Raw genomic sequence first — 18,039 nt, 5'->3', positions numbered from 1 at the left:
GAGAGGAAAGCTTTATGAGTGAACAAAAGCTCGTCACACTTAGGGTGACTGGCATGACATGTGCGGCTTGTTCCAATCGTATTGAGAAAGCGTTGAACAAGATGGATGGAGTAGAAGCCAATGTCAATTTAGCAATGGAAAAAGCAACGATTAAATATGATCCATCTAAACAAAGTGTAGCAGATATCCAAACTAAAATTGAGAATTTGGGGTATGGTGTTGCGACTGAAAAAGTGACGTTAGATATTGAAGGTATGACATGTGCGGCATGTGCGGCACGGATTGAAAAAGGGTTAAATCGTATGGAAGGCGTTACAAGCGCTGCTGTAAACTTGGCGACAAACAGTGCTGTTGTAGAATTCAATGAAGGCATTACATCTGTAGAAGATATTTTAGAGAAAATCAAAAAGCTTGGGTACAAGGGACAGATCCGAAACGAAGAACAAGATCAGGCAGGTCGGAAAGAAGAGTTGCTTAAACAAAAACAACGGCAACTCGCCATTTCCATCATCTTATCGCTACCTCTGCTTTATACGATGATTGCTCATATGCCGTTTGATATAGGCTTACCGATGCCGCGCATTTTGATGAATCCGTGGTTCCAGCTTCTTTTGGCTACACCCGTTCAGTTCTACATCGGTGCTCCCTTCTATGTAGGGGCGTACAGGGCATTACGAAACAAGAGTGCGAACATGGATGTACTAGTAGCGCTTGGAACTTCGGCAGCTTACTTTTACAGCTTGTACGAAGTTTTCAAAACATTAGGAACTCCCGAATATATGCCAAGATTGTATTTTGAAACGAGTGCCGTGCTGATTACGCTTGTACTTGTCGGAAAATATTTTGAATCACTAGCGAAAGGGCGAACAACAGAAGCCATCTCCAAACTGTTGAGCCTGCAGGCAAAAGAAGCTACTGTCATCCGTAATGGGGAAGAAATAAAAGTTCCACTTGAGGAAGTGGTGATTGGTGATACCATTCTCGTCAAACCGGGCGAAAAAATTCCGGTAGACGGTACCGTAATAGCCGGAGTATCCTCCGTAGACGAATCGATGATTACCGGTGAATCCATTCCGGTTGATAAAAAGGAAGGCGATTCTGTTATCGGAGCAACCATTAATAAAAATGGTGTACTAACCATTCGAGCCGAAAAGGTTGGGAAAGATACAGCACTTGCCAATATCATTAAAATCGTAGAAGAGGCACAAGGCTCTAAAGCACCTATTCAGCGTATGGCTGATGTGATTTCGGGTATTTTCGTACCAATTGTTGTAGGAATTGCTGTAGTTGCGTTCATTATATGGTACTTCTTTGTAGCGCCGGGTGACTTGCCAAAGGCGCTTGAGGTGGCAATCGCGGTTCTCGTCATTGCGTGTCCTTGCGCGCTCGGTCTTGCAACACCGACATCCATTATGGTCGGTACAGGTAAAGGGGCAGAAAAGGGGATCCTCTTTAAAGGAGGTGAGTACCTAGAGGGAACGCATAAAGTCAATGCGGTATTACTGGATAAAACGGGAACAGTGACAAAAGGAAAACCAGAAGTAACAGACGTGCTAGAATTCCAAGAAGACATGCTCGACTATGCCGTTGCAGCTGAGAGAGCTTCTGAACATCCATTGGCTCATGCGATTGTGGAATACGGGAAGAAACGAGCGGTTTCTGTTAAGCCATTGGAGCATTTCTCTACCATTACTGGTCACGGAATTGAAGCGACCATTGATGGTAAAAACATCCTTGTTGGAACGCGAAAACTGATGAAGGAACGTTCTGTAGAGATTTCAATGCATGAAAACAAGATGGTGGAACTTGAAAAACAGGGGAAAACAGCCATGCTTGTTGCAATTGATGGGCAGCTTGCTGGCATCATCGCTGTCGCGGATACTGTAAAAGAAAGTTCAAAAGAAGCCATTCGAACATTAAAACAAATGGGTATAGAAGTGTACATGGTAACGGGAGACAATAAACGCACAGCGGAAGCCATTGCTAAGCAAGTGAATGTGGATCGTGTATATGCAGAGGTACTTCCTGAAGAAAAAGCGAATATCGTTGAAGAGCTGCAAAAACAAGGTAAACGAGTGGCTATGGTCGGTGATGGAATTAATGACGCTCCAGCTCTTGCGAAAGCTGATATTGGTATGGCAATTGGCACAGGAGCGGATGTCGCCATCGAAACGGCCGATGTTACCTTGGTCGGCGGAGATTTAGCTCATATCCCGAAAGCGATTGAGTTAAGTCGCAAAACAATGAAAAACATTCGGCAAAACCTGTTCTGGGCTTTGTTCTATAATACCATTGGCATACCTATAGCCGCTGCTGGATTATTGGAGCCTTGGATTGCCGGAGCTGCCATGGCATTCAGTTCTGTATCTGTTGTGACAAATGCGCTTCGTTTGAAACGCGTGAAAATATAAAAGGAGGAATTGATGATGACCATTACATTACATGTACAAGGAATGACTTGTGGGCACTGCAAAATGGCAGTGACGAAAGCTCTTAAAGAGCTAGACGGAGTAATAAATGTAGAAGTACTTCTACAAGAAGGTACTGTGGATGTCGATTATGATGAAACGAAGGTAAGTGTAGAAAAACTCAAAGAAGCGATTGAAGAGCAAGGTTACGATGTGAAATAACATAAAGAGGGTGTCCCGAAAGTTATCATTTTTGGGACACCTTCAAATAGTATTATGATGACATTTTACGGCATTCTTCAGCGCACTGACGGCATAAATTAGCACATTCCTGACAGTGTGTATCTTGGAATTTTGCACATTCAATCGCACAAGCATCGCAAATTGTCGCACAAAGTTGGCTAAACTGCTTCGCATACATGCTTCCACGTGACATCCATTGAGCCGCCATGGCACAAATAGCTGAACAATCCCTTAAAATGTTGATACAATGTTTTCTATCCTGTACGTGAGCTTCTTTTAAACATGAAGTCAGACATTCTTCACAAGCTTGCATACATTTGTTACAAGCATCAATACACGTTTGAAATTGTTGAACTGATGAATTAATAACCGTTGTCATATATAATCCTAATCCCTCCTTTGATTTAAATTCATATTTATTTTTTTCTGGTTCATCACCAAAAGGTGTACTTGATTTTTACGTTAAAATGTGATAAAGGTCTCTAAACGGACACGTAAAGTAAAACGTTGGATATTCCTGTATCCATATCCTCGACGTTTAATCAGTTTGATTTTGTTGTCCGTCCCCTCTATCACCCCATTCGAGTAAGGAAAAACGATGCAAGAAAGCACCGCGTCTCTTCGGGTGATGAGTGCCTTGGCAATACTGCGCACGGCTTCACAGTCACTAAAAAGGTGCCGATCAAACCATTTGGTCAAACGAGTTTCGGCTTGTTTTCTTGTTTGGCTTTTGGATACGTAACGGAAATGTTGAAGTTATTGATAGACGTCGCGTAAATAAACGCTTTCCTGGCACCATTGCCGAACTTCCTGTCTCTCTTCTTCTGTTAATTTTTCTGGACGTTGGCTTAATAGTCGGCACACACGACGAACGCTTCCATGTTTCGTTCCGCCTGGTCGACAACGTGGATCGCTTTTGGACATACTTTTTGAACGGCTTTTCTCATGGCCGGAGCCAAATCGCTGACGACATACTACACGGTTGAGGCAACAGGTTGAAGAGCTTCTGTGATCGCTTCTTCATTCTTTCCTGAAGTAATAGACAGGACACACCGAGTTTGAGCATCCATCACGGCTACTCCATAATCATGTCCTTTACGGAAAGCGAATTCATCCACGCATACAACGGTTGCCTCCGACGCTGGTAAAAGAGCTGGGGCATATTGATAGAACCAACGTTCTACCGTCGTGTAAGCCAGGTGTAAAAAATGAGCGACTTCTTGAATCGTTTTCCCGATGCATAACTGGGAGACCCATTGTTGAAACGATTCCGTCGCGATACTGTGAGATGGAAGTCCAGGATAGGTAACGGTGAACGTCAGAGAACAGGCTTGGCAACGTCGTCTTTCTATGTGAAGTTCAATCCAAAATAGACCGACCGTATTTGTATAGCCATGAATCCATTGTTTTCGTTTCGATGACATTTTGATGGTACGCCCAAAGCAAATAGGGCAGACCGGACAATGAGAGGGAAGAGAAAGTTCGAAAATCTAGCGATCTCCCTCTTTTCGATCTCCTTGAATAAGAAAGTCTGGTAAAGCGATTAAATCTTTGATAAACTGAGCTTGTATGCGAAATTTCCTCCATGGTTGATGGTTTGGTCACCTTTACCATACAGGAAATTTCGCTTTTTTTGTACCCTTATGCACAAATAAATGAGATTGTCAAGTACATTTTGTGGTGAAGAGCCTTTTTTCTAACTAAAAAACAATAAACTGGAAATACGAACCAAGAACAAGAAAAACATACTAACATTAGTAGCACAGAACACGGCCATGGTTTGTGCTACTATTTTTTATAGTAGAAGTGGAGGAAGGTCGAACAGCCTCTGGGACCATTTTAGAGTCCGTATCAAAAACAGACCAACTTCACAACCTTATTTGAATCAGTTTAGTATGTTGGATCCAAGAGATCGTGTAAAAGAAAATGGAATCGATAAGGCACTGTGAAGACTTCTATTGTTTGGCAAAGAAGGAGTAATGAATATGAAACATGTATTAGCATTTGATGTTAGTATGGGAAAAAGTACAATGGTCATCTACAATGGCTATCGGCAATATGAATTTGAAGGAGAAATTACACATACCAAATCATCGTTTAAAGCGTTAAAGGAGAAGATTTCTAAAATCACTAAACAAGATGGGCAAGCACCTGAAATTGTATTTGAAGCATCGGGAGTGTATTCTACACCATTGGAACACTTCTTTCAAACAGAAGGCTATACCTATCATCGGCTTAGCCCATTAGAAGCGAAACTTCAAACAGCTTCGATGCGACGCCATAAGACAGATCAAAGTGATGCTCACGAGATTGCTAAATAAGCTGTTCTTTTTTCTCTTTTAAATCTGCAATACGTTTGGCATAATCTCGTACTTGTTCACATCTTATATCATCTTTCAAAATTGCTGGATAGGATTCTTTAGCAGCCTCAAGTAAAGCTATTCCTTTCGCTTCCGCACGCGCAAGTGATAAGTTCTTTCGGGTATTCGCTTTTATCCGATTTCGAATCACGGTTTTAGAATGAGCTAATACTTCATCTGGATGAGGATAAAGTTGAACGATATTTAAAAAGAGTGCAGAGCGTTTGGAAAAAAGACGCTCTAATTCAGGGAAGCTTAGTTGTAAAATGGCATGCATACGATTGAAGAGATGAGTGATTTCATGATCTAATTCATCATAGTATCGTGTATGCGCACGCATTTGTTTATAATAATATTCTTCTTGATATGTCTCTTCACGTTCTACTCGAAAATGAGAAAGCAAATGGTTGATTTTTCAAAAGAACGAATCGAATACCAAGTGTTACTGTCTTTCCCAGGGATTGGTGAAGCAACAGCTGTATGTCTAATTGGAGAAATTGGAGATATACGACGCTTTCAAAATCATAAACAATTAAATGCATATGTTGGTATTGATATTATGCGTTATCAATCTGGTAATACGTATTATAAAGATAAAATTAATAAACGAGGAAACAACAAGCACGAAAAATCTTGTACTATATGATTCAAACGATGATTAGACTTCGTAAAAAAACGAACAGTCATATTGTGGATTATTACGATAAATTAAAAACGCAACCTCAAGGGAAACCCCACAAAGTTGCGTCGATTGCATGTGTGAATAAGTTCTTGAAAGTGGCATTGCACCTTATTACACACAACATCACCTATGATTACGAAACAGCATCAACCTGTTCGTAAATGGTTACTGTTACTATACCATACTTGACCTTGCGAAAAAATGCAATTTCGTCAGATCTTTTTGGCATGTGCAAATTTATTTTTAGTGGGAGGGGTACCCCTCCCACTAAAAATAAATGCATTTCTTCAAAAAAATTTACTTAAAACACTTGACTGTAGGTAAGAAGAGGCTGTCTCAAAAGGTTGCTAAATCGACCTTTTGAAGTCAGCCTCATTTACTTACTACGATAAGCTGTTATTCACCTTTATTGGTTGTGTCGTTAGGATCCGGTATATAGTCAGATTTGTAATCTTTATATTTCAATTCTGTGACCATTCCGGCTGAAGCGTGGTGCAAGTCATGGCAATGGAACATCCAATTTCCCGGATTATCCGCTTTAAATGCGACTACATATTCTTCACCCGGTTTTAAATTCAAGGTATCCTTAATCAATGGAGAGCCTGTAATTGGCTTACCGTTTTTACTTAATACTTGGAAGAAGTGTCCGTGTAAATGCATAGGATGTAAATCTTTCGGTGAATTGTTCACCAATTTTACTTTTACTAGATCTCCTGTCTTCACATTGACAGGTGCTGTTTCAGGATACGTTTTACCATTAATCGTGAAGACCATGCCATCTTTGCCCATCGCTGTTCCTAAATCCATTGTGTACTCTACATCATATTTTTGGTCTAACGTAAATTGACCTAATTCATGTTTTCCGTATTTTGTCATATCAACGGTAGGGAGGTCCTCTTTTGCATTTGCTTTGTCAGTTTTGCTTATTGCACCTTCGTATTGAATTTTCACTTTCATGTCATCGGTACCTTTCATATCACCGTGACATTCTAATAACCATTCTCCCGGATTATTCGCTGTAAATTCAATATCGTAACGTTCACCCGGAGCAATATTTAAAAGTTCATCTTTGATTGGTTGCGGATCTTTTAACGGTTGCCCGTCTGTTGCGACAATTTTAAAATCATGACCATGCAGGTGGAGTTTGTGGGACATGTATCCTGCGTTTACAAGGCGAAGTCGTACTTTTTCGCCTTTCTTCACTTTTAAAGGTTCTACAGCGGAACCACTTTTACCGTTAATCGTGAAAATATCATACATGCTCATATCATGGCTCATGCTGCTCATATCCATTTCTTTGTCATCGGAGCTATTTCCATGTCCCATATTACTATGATCCATACCACTCATATCCATATTTCCTTCATCCGGATTGCTCATCCACTCATCTAACACAAGTGTATAATCTCGATCTACTTTTTCCTCGTTCTTAGGTTCTACGATTAATGTACCGTATAATCCCTTGTCCAATTGTTTAGCGCTTTCTTGATGGGAATGATAAAAATACGTTCCTGGTACAGTAGCAGTAAATTCATACGTAAAGGTTTCCCCCGGTTTAATTGCGTTCATCGTAATGCCCGGAACACCATCTTGGCTATTTGGAACAGGGTAGCCGTGCCAATGAATTGTAGTCGGTTCCGGTAATTCATTTTTGAAATTGATTTTAACTCTGTCCCCTTGTTTAATACGGATTTGCGCACCGGGAACAGATCCATTGTACGTGTAAACTGGAAGTTTTACTTTATCATTTATTTGTAATAATGCTTCCTTGGCAGTGAGATTAATCTCTTTACCGGATAAAACTTCTGTGTTTGTTGCTAAAGGCAGTTCCTCACTGACTGCAGAGGTTTTTGCCGTTTTTTCCTCTTTTGTATTCATGTTTGACATATCGTGTCCTTGCATGGAACTCTGAGAATCATTATTTGAGCAGGCTACACTAATAGCAACAACTCCCGCTAAAATGGTTCCAAACAATAATTTCTTCATGTACATCCCTCCATAAACATGAGATTTAAATCATAACTAGCGTTATTATAAAAAATAAATGTGCAAAATTTATGGAGAAAGAGTTATATAAATAATTTTCCACAAAGTAATTTAGAGAAAATAATTATTCGATGTTAATGGAGGATATGAAACAAAAAAGATAAACCACTATCTATAACCGGTTAATTGTGGTTATAGGTAATAGCTTGTTTACCCATTTGTATCCAAGCGTTTATAAATTCAGACTTAGGTGCTTTTTTATTTTTCGTACCTATCAACGGGTCATTAAAATAAATATATTGCTCATCATATCCGGTGATTAACACGGAATGCTCCCGGTATGTAATTTTTATAGGACCTTGCGGGGTCTGCCATTCAATAAATTCAGATGGAGGAAGTACACGAAAGGTTGTGTTAGTAATAACCCAAACTGGAGTACCTTTAGACAAATATTTATATATTTCTTCAAATGACTGTCCTGTTAAATCAACGATTTGGTTAGGTAAATAACTCTCGGCTAATTCTTTTATAGGTTTATGATAGACACCGTATCCCGGTTTCTTTTTTGTATACATGTCACCAACAAACCCTTCATTTGGATGTCCATAAAATACTTTTCCATTATGTATTCGATAAGGAGTTGGGTTTTTCTTTATTTGCTTCGCTAGTGTCATCTTGTCTACTTTGATTCCCGCGTGATTCAAAAGCATTGCCAGACTTGTTACCTCGCACCCCCTTGGTAGTTCTGGAAGTTGCGAGAGAAGGGGGGCATCAATGAGAGTTGATTTAACAGGGACTTGTTCTTTTGAATGTCTAGATGACGAATTTCTCTCTTCAACTTTATTTTTATATGATGTTTTCTGTACTAGATTTTTTATAGCATCGACCATATTTTCAGAATTTACATAATGGACAAATAGAGTTAAAAACAATAGGAAAAAAGCGATATAGGACCCTATTGCTAGTTTATATAACTTCTCATTGGTTGGCTTTCGTAAAAGAAAAATAGAAAGTGAAACAATCATAAAGGCTAAAAAAAGTATAATCCCTAACATGACAGCTGCACCCCTTTGTTAAACTTGCTGTTTTTATATTATCGACTAAATATGCAGAAACAATGGAGATGATTCTTATCATGTAATTATGTAACAATCTCAAAAAAATCCATAATTTCTCCACATTTTATTGTTTTAATATGTTAGAGGAATGAAAATATCGCAAGCAGGTTTCAGGAGGAATAATTTATGTAAAAAGTTCATTACAGGAACCTATAGATTGTATAAAAATAGAGTTTGTTAAATTTAAATAAGATCAAAATATTATATTTTGCTAACCCAAGTCTTGATACAATCTATAAAATTTAAATTTGATAAAGTGGGGGAATAGCAATATCATGTGCGGTTTTATTGGTTGTATTCATGATCATCCAAGAATCATTGATGAAAAATGGAAAGAAACGTTTCAAGAAATGAATGATAACATTACTCATCGCGGTCCTGACGATGGTGGTTATTTTTTTGATGAATATGTGAATTTTGGATTTCGACGTTTGAGTATTATCGATCTTGAGACAGGGCACCAGCCATTGTCCTATGAAAATGAACGATATTGGATCATATTTAATGGGGAAATCTACAACTATGTGGAATTGCGAGAAGAATTGCTTGCAAATGGATATAAATTTACTACTCATTCCGATACAGAAGTCATTATTGCTCTTTATAGTGCTGAAAAAGAAAAAGCTGTAGAAAAGCTTCGAGGTATGTTTGCTTTCGTCATCTGGGACAAACAAGAGAGAACGATTTTTGCGGCACGTGACCCGTTTGGCATAAAACCATTTTTCTATATGGAACAGGGCGACCGTACCTTTTTTGCTTCCGAGAAGAAAAGTATTTTGCTCGCTCTTAAAAATGATTTATTAGACTATGATTCACTGCAGCATTATTTAACATTCCAATATGTACCTGAACCAATGACGATGTCTGTTGGTATTAAAAAGTTAGAACCGGGTCATTATATTAAGAAAAAAATCGGTGAAAAATTAACCATTCATCGCTATTGGAAAGCCAAATTCCAACCTATCATCAAATCAGAAGATGAACTTGTCAAAGAAATTCGCAACGCGCTGTTCGATTCCGTGCAAGTGCATATGCGCAGCGATGTGCCGGTAGGTTCGTTTTTATCAGGAGGAATTGATTCATCCTTCATTGCAGCGATTGCGAAACAATTCAACCCTCATATCAAGACATTTTCTGTCGGCTTTGAGCGGGAAGGCTTCAGTGAAATTGATGTGGCAAAAGAAACAGCGGAAAAGTTGGGCGTTGAGAATATTAGCTATGTCATTTCACCAGAGGAATATATGGAGGAATTGCCGAAAATTATGTGGCATATGGATGATCCACTTGCCGACCCTGCTGCAGTGCCGCTTTATTTTGTTGCCCGGGAAGCAAGAAAGCATGTAACGGTCGTTCTTTCCGGTGAGGGAGCAGACGAGCTGTTTGGGGGTTATAATATTTATCGTGAGTCGCAGTCATTGGAACTCTTTGAGCGAATGCCAAATGCAGCTAAATCAGCCTTGAGAGTGATTGCAGGAATACTCCCGGAAGGAATAAAAGGAAAAAGTTTTATTGAGCGTGGTACAACACCCATGGAAGAACGATATATCGGCAATGCGAAAATGTATAGCGAGGCAGAAAAACAAAAGCTGCTAAAAGGATATAAGAGGGGATTAGAATATACAAATATTACAGCTCCTTTTTATAGAGAAACAACCCATTATCCTCCTGTAAACCGGATGCAATATATTGATATTCATACATGGCTGCGTGGCGATATTTTATTAAAAGCGGACAAAATGACAATGGCCCATTCATTAGAATTGCGGGTTCCATTTTTAGATAAAGCAGTGTTTGAAGTAGCGGCAAAAATTCCTCCAGAGATGAAGACAGCAAATAATACGACGAAATACATTTTGCGCAGAGCAGCGGAGGGTATTGTGCCAGATCATGTTTTACATCGAAAAAAATTAGGGTTTCCCGTGCCAATTCGTCATTGGTTGAAAAACGAAATGTATGACTGGTCGAAAAATATTATAAAAGAAAGTGCAACAGATCATTTATTTAATAAAGATCTATTGTACCGTTTACTAGACGAGCATTGTAGCGATAAGGCAGATCACAGCCGAAAAATTTGGACCGTTCTTATCTTTATGATTTGGCACCAAGTATATGTGGAAAAGAAATACGATTTTACAAATGTATATAAAAAAGACAAGCAGCTGCTATCAATCTAATTTGATTAATTTGTGATTTCCTGTCTTCTTATTTGCACCCAAGCTTCTAAAATTCAGCTTTTGGGTGCTCTTTTATTTTTCGTACCTGTCAACGGATTATTAAAATAAATATGTTAATCATCATCCCATCAAGGAATTACAAGATCAGATTATTACATGCAATCAATGAATAATTAATAAATGAGTGATGAACCGTCAACTTAATAGGTTGGCGGTATTTCTAAAGAAGAGGGATATTTTTTTATTATTTCCTCTACATAAATTCTGCAAATTTATTTATTAAGATATATTTATCTGGTTATTAGAATCGTTGGTTTAGGAGGATGGTATGAAAACTGTAAGAATCAAAAATTGAAGCAGCAAGAGCCGACGAGTACGGAAAAAGGTTTTTCGTAGTTACAGAAGTTACAGAGGAAATCCGAAAGTTAGCTAAACAATCTGATAGATCTGCAAAGTAAATTTCTTTAGTTTTTAATGAAATCGTCTATGATCTTAGTCAAACAGTTAATTCTATTGTGGAAGGACAGAAAGAAGTCGCAATCGGCATCCATCTAATTGCAGAAACTGCTTCTGTATTTTAACAAATTGTAAAAGCTACAAATGAAATGAGGGTCTATTTGCAAGAGGTGGCGTTAAACACGGACAATATTTGTTTCAATCACAAGCATTAAAGAGAATATAAATCAAATCAAGAACTTTACTTTTGAAACGTCTTCACTAACAGAAGAAGTACAAGAATGAAATCATTTAGCTGCTAAACTCAAGATATCGGTAAATAACTTTAAACTGCCAAATGAGGTTAGAATAAAATGAATAAGGAAAAGCGGGTTCTTCAAATCGTAAATCGTCTTAGAGCGATGGGCATACCAGCAGAAATAACGAAATCAAGACTAGCTATATTAGCTGCTATATTAGAAGAAAATTCATGGAAAAAAGGTCAGAAAGGAGACTTTAGCAAATGGAAACCATTAAACCTTTAAATCCAATTGCGCTGGAATTAGGACCTTTAAGTATTCATTGGTACGGAATTATTATTGGTACAGGACTCTTATTAGGATTGTATATTGCTACTAATGAAGCAGCAAAAAGGGGATTACAAAAAGAAGTATTTACCGATCTTGTATTATGGGCTGTCCCTATAGCTTTGATATGTGCCAGAATTTATTATGTCATCTTTAATTGGTCGTATTATTCGCAACACTCCGATGAGATTATAGCTATATGGAAAGGCGGAATTGCCATTCATGGGGCTTTAATAGGTGCTATTGTAACAACAGTTGTTTTTGCAAAGAAAAAGAATTTGAGCTTTTGGAAATTGGCAGATATCGCAGCACCAAGCATTATACTCGGGCAAGCGATTGGACGTTGGGGAAACTTCATGAATCAGGAAGCACATGGGGGACCTGTATCAAGAGAGTTTTTAGAAAGCCTTCAGCTTCCTGATTTTATCATTAATCAAATGTACATTGAAGGAAGTTATTATCATCCAACATTTTTGTATGAGTCTCTATGGAACTTTATAGGGTTTCTGATTTTATTGATATTCCAACGTTTAAACTTAAAACGTGGAGAAGTATTCTTGACTTATGTTATATGGTATTCGATTGGTAGATTCTTTATTGAAGGAATGAGAACAGATAGTTTAATGCTAACGGATAATTTAAGAATGGCTCAAGTTTTATCTATTACTTTGGTGATTGCAAGTACAGTTCTTATATTATACAGACGAACTAGAAAAAATTTGACAGCTAGATATAAAGATTAAATTAAACTATTCATTTTTAGGCTATCGAAAAAAATCGATAGCCTTTTTTAATCCTGTGTAGCAAGTCTTTAAACTATTTATCCATAGGTCGTGACTAATAAAGGTACAACTACTTCAGATATTCCGGGGTATATAAAAAAGCTAGTGTTCAGCCTATTTTTTCATATAGAACTACCGATAATTAGTGATTATGTAACAAAAAGGAGTACCGTCTGTTGAACTTCTCCCTGTCCAGTGGACAGTATTTAAAAAGGGCATTTTTTAATCAGCTGTAGCCTAGATATTATTTAGGGCTACAGCTGTTTAATTTTGTATACGTTCGTTGTTGTAGAATTTCATATATTGTGAAATAGCTTGTTTCATTTCCTCAACTGTTTCAAACTTATACATATACACACATTCTGTCTTCAAATGGCTTAAAAAGTTCTCCACCCCAGCATTATCTAAACAATTACCTTTTCTGGACATACTGGCTCTTATCTTGTATTGTGATCAAGCAAAACAAGCATTACAAGATACTCTAAAGGAACACGATAAAGAAGGGTTTCATTTTTCTTCTGCAGGTGGAGGATGTTGCGGTCCGCAACTTAGTTTATCATTAGATAACCCTCAAACCACTGATCGGTTGAAGAACATTAATGGTATTCAGGTAGCGATTAATGAGCAAATGGCTTCTATCATCGAAGGAGTTACATTCGATGCGGAAGAAACGGGAGAAGGCGTTCAATTCGTCTTATTAGGCTTAAATCAATGTTGTTAAATCTGCAAGTTGAATATGCTAATAGACAAAAGTAATGAGTGACAAAAAAGTTCTTTAAACTTCTTCATAAATTAACAAGAGTAGATTTTAATAAGCTATAAAAACTTCGAAATTCATTTGACCCTGTACTATGGTACAGGGTTTATACTTTATCTAGGGGTGATAAGGTGAAATATCGTATTGGTGAACTTGCTGACAAATGTAACGTTAATAAAGAAACCATTAGATATTACGAGAGAAAAGGCTTAATCAAAGAACCTTCAAGAACAAAATCGGGATATCGATTGTACTCGGAAGATACTGTGAAGCGTATTGGTTTTATTAAACGTATGCAGGAATTAGGGTTTTCTCTAAGTGAAATTCATAAATTACTTGGTGTTGTTGATAAGGATGAGGTTCGATGTGCGGATATGTATAACTTTGTTTCTCAAAAAATAGATGAGGTTCAACAACGAATGAAAGATTTAAAGCGTATTGAAAATATGTTGAACAAATTAAAAGAACGTTGTCCGAATGAAGAGCAACTACATGAATGTCCAATTATTGAATTTCTGATTGATGATTAAAGAAAGGGGGATATCAATGAAAAATAAGACATTTACTACAGGAGTGATCGGAACACTTGTTACTATATTATGTTGTGCTACACCTATTTTAAATATCTTGTTAGGTTCTGTTGGACTAGCCAGTATTACTGGATATTTAGATTATGTTTTAATACCAGCGTTAGCGATTTTCCTTACATTAGCGATTTTTTCCTATAACAAGTCAAGCAAATCAAATTGCAAAAATGACTCTTGTTGTTCTGTTGATTAGGTAGGTGATAAAGATGAAAGAGAAAGTTTCACAGTTATTAACTTTATTTTCTGGTTTTGTTATGGCTGGTTGTTGCTTAGGACCACTTATTTTAATTCCTCTTGGACTTACAGGTTTTGCAGGAGGATTAGCGATTTATTCTACTAAGTATCAGACGATGTTAAGGATTGTCACTTTTGTTTTACTCGGTTACTCATTTTATTTGGTCTATGGGCGAAAATGTAAGAAAAAAAGTTCAATCGTTGGTTTATGGGTAACAACTGTTGCAGTGTTAATCATGTTTCTTTATACATTATGGGCTAAAGGTTACTTTTAAGTAAAGATGGACTTTGGTGTGAAAAAAGCTAATCTTGGATTAATTATATTTTTAGTCACACTAATTATTACGGCTTGTGGTAATGAAAATAAAGTAGAAACTACAGCGAATGGAAATAATACTAAAAGTGTTACCTTTACCATTACTGAAATGGATTGTTCAAGTTGTCCCTTTGTTGTCAAAAGTTCTCTTGAACGTGTAAAAGGTGTAAAAACAGTTGAGGTAACAATTACAGAAGGTGTCCAAGGAACAGCTAAAGTTGTGTTTGATGCTTCAAAAACAGATGTAAAAACTTTAAAAAATACCGTCTTAGAATTAGGGTATGGTGTTAAACAATAGGAGGGGGTTCATTTGTCAACTCATAAATATCGTTTACAAGTGGAAGGTATGACATGTACTGGATGTGAAAAGCACGTTGAAACAGCTCTAAACAGCATAGGAGCTAAAAATGTAGATGTAAATTTTCGCCGTGGAGAAGCTATTTTTGAATTACCAAAACATATAGGTATCGAGAAAGCCAAAGAAGCTGTGAATAAGGCTCATTATAAGGCAGGTGAAGCTGAAGCTATTCATCAACAAAAAGGCTCTGTTATTGGTGATGATGAAGGTGATTATGATTATGAATTTATTGTCATTGGTTCTGGAGGGGGAGCTTTTTCTGCTGCTATTAAAGCAGTGGAATATGGGGTAAAAGTGGCGATGATTGAGCGTGGTGCCATCGGTGGAACTTGTGTAAACATTGGCTGTGTTCCATCCAAAACATTGCTACGTTCTGGAGAAATCAATCGTTTAGCAAAAAACAATCCATTTCTTGGTTTAAATACTTCAGCTGGTTCGGTAGATTTGAAAAAACTAATTGAACAAAAAGATGAACTTGTGAAAGAATTACGTCAGCAAAAGTATGTTGATTTAATCGATGAATATGGGTTTGAACTAATACAGGGAGAAGCAAAATTTGTACATGAAAAAACAGTAGAAGTAAACGGTAATAAAATAACAGCTAAACGCTTTTTAATCGCAACAGGAGCTTCCCCATCCATTCCTAATATTCCGGGATTAAAAGATGTTGATTACTTAACAAGCGCCTCTTTGTTAGAGCTTGAAGAACTGCCAAAAAGTCTTGCTGTTATTGGTTCTGGATACATCGGATTGGAGTTAGGTCAGCTCTTTCACCATTTAGGAGTGGAAGTAACGTTAATGCAGCGTAGTCAAAGAATTCTTAAAGAATATGATCCTGAAATTTCAGAAGCTGTAGAAAAAGCATTAACAGAACAAGGCATTCATTTTGTTACCGGTGCTACATTTGAGCGTGTAGAACAGAACGGGGATATGAAACAAATTCATGTTACTGTTAATGGTGAAAAGAAAATCATTGAAGCTGAGCAGCTACTTGTAGCTACTGGGCGCAAGCCAAATACGGAAGCACTAAATCTTCAAGCTGCAAACGTAGAAGTGGGTTCTCGTGGTGAAGTTAGAGTTGATGACTATTTAAGGACCTCCAATCCTAGAATTTATGCTGCCGGAGATGTAACAATGGGACCACAATTTGTTTATGTTGCTGCATACCAAGGTGGAATTGCTGCCGACAATGCAATCGGTGGCTTGGAGAGAAAAGTAAATCTTGATACTGTTCCGGCTGTTACATTTACGAATCCATCGATTGCTACGGTTGGGTTAACAGAAGAACAGGCTAAAGAAAGAGGATACGAAGTGAGAACTTCCATTTTACCACTTGATGCAGTTCCAAGAGCGCTTGTTAATCGCGAAACGACAGGTGTATTTAAACTTGTTGCTGATGCAAAAACATTAAAAGTGCTAGGTGTTCATATTGTTGCCGAAAATGCTGGTGATGTTATTTATGCAGCCACATTAGCCGTAAAATTCGGTCTAACGGTTGAAGATTTGCGGGAATGCCTTGCACCATATTTAACAATGGCAGAAGGATTGAAATTAGTTGCCTTAACATTTGATAAAGATGTTAAAAAACTATCTTGTTGTGCTGGTTAAAGACCAAGTTCTTTTTATGCATTTTTCTATACTTATAAAGTATGGCAAAAAGAAATTCTACCTATAATCTGAATACCCTGTTTAATTTCATGGACAATACAATTGTGTTGAAAGAAAAATTACAAGAACAATTTTACAAAAATGAAAATTCCAAAAGGGAGAAACAAATCATGGCTTTATCTTACTCTGAATTCAAAATGAAAGAGATTAAACAAGAAGGGAAAATTGAAGTTCTAAGGGAAATGATTAAAGACGGAAAATCACTTGAGGACATCAAATATATGAATAGATACTTCAAACTACCTGAAGAAGTAATCGAGACGTTGTTTAAAGAATAATGAATACTCTAAGTCTAAAGGTTTCTGATGTATCATTTCCTAGTGCATAAGGAGGTTTCTTTAATGATTTCGGGTTTAGAACGATATTTAAACAGAGTCGAAGATGATACGATAGCTGTGCTGAAACTTCTGGTTGCAGGAAAAACGGTTGAACAAATTTCTAACGAATTAAAGATACCACTAAAGAAAGTAGCAGAGATTAAAGAAAAATTCGAGTCCAGCTAGGCAGAAGAACGATATAAAGAAAATAAAAATGTGAGAAAACTTATGATTGGTCGCTTGTGTGCTACGTAAGTTTTCTCTTTTTTGTTAGGTTCGGCTAAAGGTGATTGTTGTTTTGAACTTCCCTTGAAACTCAAGAAATTTTTGGACTTTGCAAGGCAAGGTGGGATAAGAAATTGGAAAATATCGTTAAAAAGACTTCTATAAAGCATCAGAAGCGCAAATATATAATGGGATTGAATTAAATTGTAATAAGGGTGAATCAATTATAATGAGAATAAATTAAATTACAATGAAGACGAATCAACTATAATGAGAATGAATTAAATTATAATGAAGATGAATCAAATTATAATGAGAATGAATAAATTGATTTCCATAAAAATTTAGGATAACAAGCTCCTATGAAAGAACGAATGAACTTCCATCATCTGTGATGAAGCTTGCTTCATGGTTGGCAACAACGCAAACAAACGGAAAGAACAGGAGAAATGCATATGATCAAATATCCGTTTTTAGAAAAAGAGGCAACGATTGGTGTAACAGCACCTTCCTCTGGTGTAGAGGCAGAATTACATAATATGTTTAAACAAGCCTGCGAAAGCATGGAAAGAAAAGGGTATAAAGTTGTTTGCGGAGAAACGGTTTGGACACAAGAGAAAGCTAAGTCTGCTAGTGCCCAAAATTATGCTCAAGTAGTGGGGAGATTTCGTAAAGGGGGAGATTTTCAGGAAATTCTTGAATTGTACAAAAGCACGAAACGAGATTATTGTTCTTATAAATCAATCTAATTTACATTGAACGTTTTTCTATGATATTGCCTTTGTTATAAAGAAATGTTACC

Annotated in this window: 22 protein-coding genes and 1 pseudogene; 16 read left to right on the top strand and 7 right to left on the bottom strand. The window is 37.2% G+C overall.

The window, feature by feature from the left end:
- The first annotated feature begins 14 nt into the window (after positions 1-14).
- Together GD441_RS09345 and copZ are read left to right on the top strand one after the other, a co-directional pair.
- Complete coding sequence (locus GD441_RS09345) at positions 15-2,411, top strand: heavy metal translocating P-type ATPase (protein WP_153126011.1); 2,397 nt, start codon at positions 15-17, stop codon at positions 2,409-2,411.
- 15 nt (positions 2,412-2,426) lie between these two features.
- On the top strand, positions 2,427-2,630 hold the full coding sequence (copZ, locus tag GD441_RS09340) for a copper chaperone CopZ (protein WP_153126009.1): 204 nt from the start codon (positions 2,427-2,429) through the stop codon (positions 2,628-2,630).
- A gap of 52 nt (positions 2,631-2,682) precedes the next feature.
- Here copZ and GD441_RS09335 read toward each other — a convergent pair whose 3' ends face one another.
- From GD441_RS09335 to GD441_RS17430, 3 genes are all read right to left on the bottom strand, one after another.
- The gene (locus GD441_RS09335) at positions 2,683-3,030 is read right to left on the bottom strand and encodes a four-helix bundle copper-binding protein (protein ID WP_153126007.1); all 348 of its coding nucleotides are present in this window, start codon (positions 3,028-3,030) and stop codon (positions 2,683-2,685) included.
- An 83-nt stretch (positions 3,031-3,113) separates the two neighbouring features.
- On the bottom strand, positions 3,114-3,350 hold the full coding sequence (locus GD441_RS17435; protein WP_263862437.1) for a transposase: 237 nt from the start codon (positions 3,348-3,350) through the stop codon (positions 3,114-3,116).
- Between the two features lie 275 nt (positions 3,351-3,625).
- Positions 3,626-4,075, bottom strand: a complete 450-nt coding sequence (locus tag GD441_RS17430; protein WP_263862436.1) for a helix-turn-helix domain-containing protein — start codon at positions 4,073-4,075, stop codon at positions 3,626-3,628.
- Between the two features lie 561 nt (positions 4,076-4,636).
- Here GD441_RS17430 and GD441_RS09325 point away from each other — a divergent pair.
- The gene (locus tag GD441_RS09325; RefSeq protein ID WP_420849677.1) at positions 4,637-4,972 is read left to right on the top strand and encodes an IS110 family transposase; all 336 of its coding nucleotides are present in this window, start codon (positions 4,637-4,639) and stop codon (positions 4,970-4,972) included.
- On the opposite strand, the gene GD441_RS09320 is transcribed toward GD441_RS09325, so the two are convergent.
- Positions 4,965-5,414, bottom strand: coding sequence for a hypothetical protein (locus GD441_RS09320; RefSeq protein ID WP_338091707.1), 450 nt, complete (start codon positions 5,412-5,414; stop codon positions 4,965-4,967). The two genes, GD441_RS09325 and GD441_RS09320, sit on opposite strands and share 8 nt — an antisense overlap.
- Positions 5,415-5,435: 21 nt before the next feature.
- Here GD441_RS09320 and GD441_RS09315 point away from each other — a divergent pair.
- Positions 5,436-5,854, top strand: a pseudogene (locus GD441_RS09315) (transposase); the annotation flags it as partial.
- A gap of 235 nt (positions 5,855-6,089) precedes the next feature.
- Here GD441_RS09315 and GD441_RS09310 read toward each other — a convergent pair.
- Both GD441_RS09310 and GD441_RS09305 read right to left on the bottom strand, forming a co-directional pair.
- On the bottom strand, positions 6,090-7,679 hold the full coding sequence (locus tag GD441_RS09310) for a multicopper oxidase family protein (protein WP_153126005.1): 1,590 nt from the start codon (positions 7,677-7,679) through the stop codon (positions 6,090-6,092).
- Positions 7,680-7,861: 182 nt separating this feature from the next.
- Positions 7,862-8,734 (bottom strand): C39 family peptidase, encoded by an 873-nt coding sequence (locus GD441_RS09305; protein WP_153126001.1) that lies wholly within the window; start codon positions 8,732-8,734, stop codon positions 7,862-7,864.
- A 338-nt stretch (positions 8,735-9,072) separates the two neighbouring features.
- Here GD441_RS09305 and asnB point away from each other — a divergent pair, with 338 nt between their 5' ends.
- The 3 genes from asnB (at position 9,073) to lgt (ending at position 12,736) form a co-directional block, all read left to right on the top strand.
- Positions 9,073-10,971, top strand: a complete 1,899-nt coding sequence (gene asnB / locus GD441_RS09300; RefSeq protein ID WP_153125995.1) for an asparagine synthase (glutamine-hydrolyzing) — start codon at positions 9,073-9,075, stop codon at positions 10,969-10,971.
- An 809-nt stretch (positions 10,972-11,780) separates the two neighbouring features.
- Positions 11,781-11,951, top strand: a complete 171-nt coding sequence (locus GD441_RS09295; RefSeq protein ID WP_153125992.1) for an Lmo0850 family protein — start codon at positions 11,781-11,783, stop codon at positions 11,949-11,951.
- Positions 11,930-12,736 (top strand): prolipoprotein diacylglyceryl transferase, encoded by an 807-nt coding sequence (gene lgt, locus GD441_RS09290; RefSeq protein WP_043968352.1) that lies wholly within the window; start codon positions 11,930-11,932, stop codon positions 12,734-12,736. The genes GD441_RS09295 and lgt overlap by 22 nt, the downstream gene beginning before the upstream one ends.
- A gap of 303 nt (positions 12,737-13,039) precedes the next feature.
- Here lgt and GD441_RS17640 read toward each other — a convergent pair whose 3' ends face one another.
- On the bottom strand, positions 13,040-13,204 hold the full coding sequence (locus tag GD441_RS17640) for an IS3 family transposase (RefSeq protein WP_084221345.1): 165 nt from the start codon (positions 13,202-13,204) through the stop codon (positions 13,040-13,042).
- A 13-nt stretch (positions 13,205-13,217) separates the two neighbouring features.
- On the opposite strand from GD441_RS17640, the gene GD441_RS09280 reads away from it, so the two are divergent.
- The 9 genes from GD441_RS09280 to GD441_RS17635 all read left to right on the top strand — a co-directional run bounded on the left by GD441_RS09280 (position 13,218) and on the right by GD441_RS17635 (position 17,986).
- Entirely contained in the window at positions 13,218-13,496 is a 279-nt protein-coding gene (locus tag GD441_RS09280) for an iron-sulfur cluster assembly accessory protein (protein ID WP_225434182.1), read from the top strand.
- A gap of 167 nt (positions 13,497-13,663) precedes the next feature.
- Positions 13,664-14,062 carry an Hg(II)-responsive transcriptional regulator gene (gene merR, locus GD441_RS09275; protein WP_043968349.1) on the top strand — a complete coding sequence of 133 codons (399 nt, stop codon included), beginning with the start codon at positions 13,664-13,666 and terminating at the stop codon, positions 14,060-14,062.
- 16 nt (positions 14,063-14,078) lie between these two features.
- A complete protein-coding gene (merF, locus tag GD441_RS09270) occupies positions 14,079-14,312 on the top strand; it encodes a mercury resistance system transport protein MerF (protein ID WP_084221344.1) in 234 nt (77 codons plus the stop codon).
- Positions 14,313-14,325: 13 nt separating this feature from the next.
- Positions 14,326-14,628, top strand: coding sequence for a mercuric transport protein MerT (gene merT, locus GD441_RS09265; RefSeq protein WP_043968347.1), 303 nt, complete (start codon positions 14,326-14,328; stop codon positions 14,626-14,628).
- 18 nt (positions 14,629-14,646) lie between these two features.
- Positions 14,647-14,967, top strand: coding sequence for a heavy-metal-associated domain-containing protein (locus tag GD441_RS17175; protein ID WP_052585057.1), 321 nt, complete (start codon positions 14,647-14,649; stop codon positions 14,965-14,967).
- Between the two features lie 12 nt (positions 14,968-14,979).
- Positions 14,980-16,635, top strand: coding sequence for a mercury(II) reductase (merA, locus tag GD441_RS09260; RefSeq protein ID WP_263862435.1), 1,656 nt, complete (start codon positions 14,980-14,982; stop codon positions 16,633-16,635).
- A gap of 170 nt (positions 16,636-16,805) precedes the next feature.
- Positions 16,806-16,973 carry a hypothetical protein gene (locus tag GD441_RS09255; protein ID WP_153125990.1) on the top strand — a complete coding sequence of 56 codons (168 nt, stop codon included), beginning with the start codon at positions 16,806-16,808 and terminating at the stop codon, positions 16,971-16,973.
- Positions 16,974-17,036: 63 nt separating this feature from the next.
- A complete protein-coding gene (locus GD441_RS09250) occupies positions 17,037-17,198 on the top strand; it encodes a hypothetical protein (RefSeq protein ID WP_153125988.1) in 162 nt (53 codons plus the stop codon).
- A gap of 494 nt (positions 17,199-17,692) precedes the next feature.
- The gene (locus GD441_RS17635) at positions 17,693-17,986 is read left to right on the top strand and encodes a hypothetical protein (protein WP_420849676.1); all 294 of its coding nucleotides are present in this window, start codon (positions 17,693-17,695) and stop codon (positions 17,984-17,986) included.
- Positions 17,987-18,039: the final 53 nt, after the last annotated feature.

The organism is Peribacillus tepidiphilus (assembly GCF_009466385.1).
GTDB classification, from domain to species: Bacteria; Bacillota; Bacilli; order Bacillales; family DSM-1321; genus Bacillus_BN; species Bacillus_BN tepidiphilus.
Note: the sequence above shows the minus strand (reverse complement) of the source record. Positions and strands in the feature narration are given on the sequence as shown.